Origin of the sequence: Halomonas sp. KX33721 (assembly GCF_001596805.1) — a bacterium.
GTDB classification, from domain to species: domain Bacteria; phylum Pseudomonadota; class Gammaproteobacteria; order Pseudomonadales; family Halomonadaceae; genus Vreelandella; species Vreelandella aquamarina.
The window spans coordinates 1-2814 of record NZ_LVIA01000070.1; the positions used below are offsets into that span (position 1 = coordinate 1).

At 40.3% G+C, this 2814-nt stretch carries 1 protein-coding gene and 1 rRNA gene; one reads left to right on the plus strand and one right to left on the minus strand.

What is annotated here, in order from left to right:
• Nucleotides 1-659, minus strand: a 16S ribosomal RNA gene (locus A3220_RS16245); the annotation flags it as partial.
• Nucleotides 660-1467: 808 nt separating this feature from the next.
• Between A3220_RS16245 and A3220_RS16250 the strand changes: the two genes are divergently transcribed.
• Complete coding sequence (locus A3220_RS16250) at nucleotides 1468-2451, plus strand: IS110 family transposase (protein WP_062375998.1); 984 nt, start codon at nucleotides 1468-1470, stop codon at nucleotides 2449-2451.
• Nucleotides 2452-2814 lie beyond the last annotated feature (363 nt).

The window sequence follows — 2814 nt, forward strand, 5'->3', positions numbered from 1 at the left end:
TCTATCACACTCTAGTTTGCCAGTTCGAAATGCAGTTCCCAGGTTGAGCCCGGGGCTTTCACATCTCGCTTAACAAACCGCCTGCGTACGCTTTACGCCCAGTAATTCCGATTAACGCTCGCACCCTCCGTATTACCGCGGCTGCTGGCACGGAGTTAGCCGGTGCTTCTTCTGTCAGTAACGTCACAGCTAGTAGGTATTAACTACTAACCTTTCCTCCTGACTGAAAGTGCTTTACAACCCGAAGGCCTTCTTCACACACGCGGCATGGCTGCATCAGGCTTGCGCCCATTGTGCAATATTCCCCACTGCTGCCTCCCGTAGGAGTCTGGGCCGTGTCTCAGTCCCAGTGTGGCTGATCATCCTCTCAAACCAGCTAGGGATCGTCGCCTTGGTGAGCCATTACCTCACCAACTAGCTAATCCCACTTGGGCCAATCTAAAGGCGAGAGCCGAAGCCCCCTTTGGTCCGTAGACATTATGCGGTATTAGCAGTCGTTTCCAACTGTTGTCCCCCACCTCAAGGCATGTTCCCAAGCATTACTCACCCGTCCGCCGCTCGTCAGCAAAGTAGCAAGCTACTTTCTGTTACCGCTCGACTTGCATGTGTTAGGCCTGCCGCCAGCGTTCAATCTGAGCCATGATCAAACTCTTCAATTAAAAAGTTTTGTGTCTTTCGACAGCTCAATGAATTCTGAATTTATTTAATATCTTTCGATATTGAATTGACTGTGCTGCAATTCTTTTCTTAAGTAAAACCTAAGTAAGTTATTGCTGTTGGTCACTCAGTTTCAATTGAGACTCTAAATTTGTTTGCCTCACTACCTAAGTAGCTTGGCTGTTAGAACTCAATCTGTACGAGTGCCCACACAGATGATTGCTTTATATTGTTAAAGAACGTTGCGATTAAAGCGTTAAACTTTATCTCGCTAGGGCTGCGCATCTTACGCTTTCCTATTTTTTTGTCAACACTTAATTTTGTTAAACTTGAAAGTTTTTAAAACTAAGTTTTACTCGACTTACTAAGTGGTTTGCTTGCCTCGCTAAGCGTTGCCTGCTCTGCCGTCTCAGTGGGGTCGCATTATAGGGAGATCCGAAAACAGATCAACCCTTTTTTGAAGAAAACTTGAAATAAATGACTGTTCGCTGAGTATTTGAGCTAAACGCTCAAAAAACCCTACTAAAAGTAGCCTTAAGCTCACTAAATTAGCGAGTTAAAATAAAATATCTCTGTTTGATTGGCTAATTTGCTTTACCACTATCCAAATTACACTGTACATCTTGTATCTCTCATTGATAAATGATTAGCTATCATTTATCACATCGAAGTCAGTGAGCTTGCCTGTGCGTCTAGTATTTAATACTGCTCCGTAGATAAAGCCCTGACTTTCTATTCTCACAAACTGAATGGTATCCAAGCACACTTTTATTTAAGTAGATGCTGTATGTACAAGGGGAGTAAGTAGAGATGATGTTTATCGGCATTGATATTAGTAAAGAGAAGATTGATTTATCGTGGTTGAGAGACCAACTTACAAACAAAATTAAAACAAAAGTATTTAAAAACAAGCGCCAAGACTTTTTAGCAATAGAAAAGTGGCTTTTAAATACAACAAAAAGCGCTGCTAGTGAGCTCGTTATCACCCTCGAACCAACGGGTGTTTATCATGAAGCACTGATGTATTTTTTACACGAGCAAGGCTTTAATATTATTTTAGCGAATACAGGCAAAGCTAAAAAGTATGCAGACGCGTTAAACATAATTCATAAAACAGACAAATCTGATGCAACGATGCTTGCCCACTACGGCTGTGCAAAGCACGCAGTCGTTGATTATTGGCAACCTGAAGCGTTAGAAGTTAGAGAGCTTAAAGCCCTTATCCGTCGTTTAGATGCGCTTGAGAGTAACCGACAACGAGAAGCTAACCGATTAGAAGCAAGTGAATTCAGCAACGTTTCAGCACGTGTTCGCCAATCGATAAAAGTGACTATCGCATTTTTAGATGACGAAATTAAACAGCTTAAATCTGACATTGATGATCACATAGATAATGAGCCTGGTTTAAAAAGAAACAGGAAACTACTTGAGTCTATCCCCGGCATTGGGCCTGTATTATCGAGAGAGCTGACATATTTGTTTGCGGCTAAAAAATTTAATAAAGCCAAAGAAGCAGCAGCTTATTGTGGGTTAATTCCACGTCACAATGAATCGGGTAAATTAAAAGGGCGAACATCAATCAGTAAACTTGGGCCAGCCAGAATTCGCTGTAAACTCTACATGGCAGCCATTGTCGCTGGGCAATGGAATAAAAGAATAAAACGACACAAGTTAACATTAATAAATAACGGTAAAACACCGATGCAAGCTGTGTGTGCAAATATGCGAAAGCTCATCCATATATGTTTCGGTGTAATAAAAAACCAAGAAGCGTTTAAGCTCCAAAAAAGTTAAATACGACCTTGAAGCTTAAAATGAGAGATGGTATCTACAGTCTGGGGTATGTTTTACAAACCTTATAAGCTCTACTTAGAGGGTTACCGCTTAATTAAGCTTTTTGAAAATACAGGCTTTATAACTACATTGGTTTAACTAAGTCGGTTTAACAGAATGAAGGTAATAGGTAATAGGTAATAGGTAATAGGTAATAGGTAATAGGTAATAGGTAATAGGTAATAGGTAATAGGTAATAGGTAATAGGTAATAGGTAATAGGTAATAGGTAATAGGTAATAGGTAATAGGTAATAGGTAATAGGTAATAGGTAATAGGTAATAGGTAATAGGTAATAGGTAATAGGTAATAGGTAATAGGTAAT

Excerpts from the sequence above, each read along its gene's own strand:
- A3220_RS16250 (WP_062375998.1), top strand. The coding sequence starts at position 1,468 with ATGATGTTTATCGGCATTGATATTAGTAAAGAGAAGATTGATTTATCG.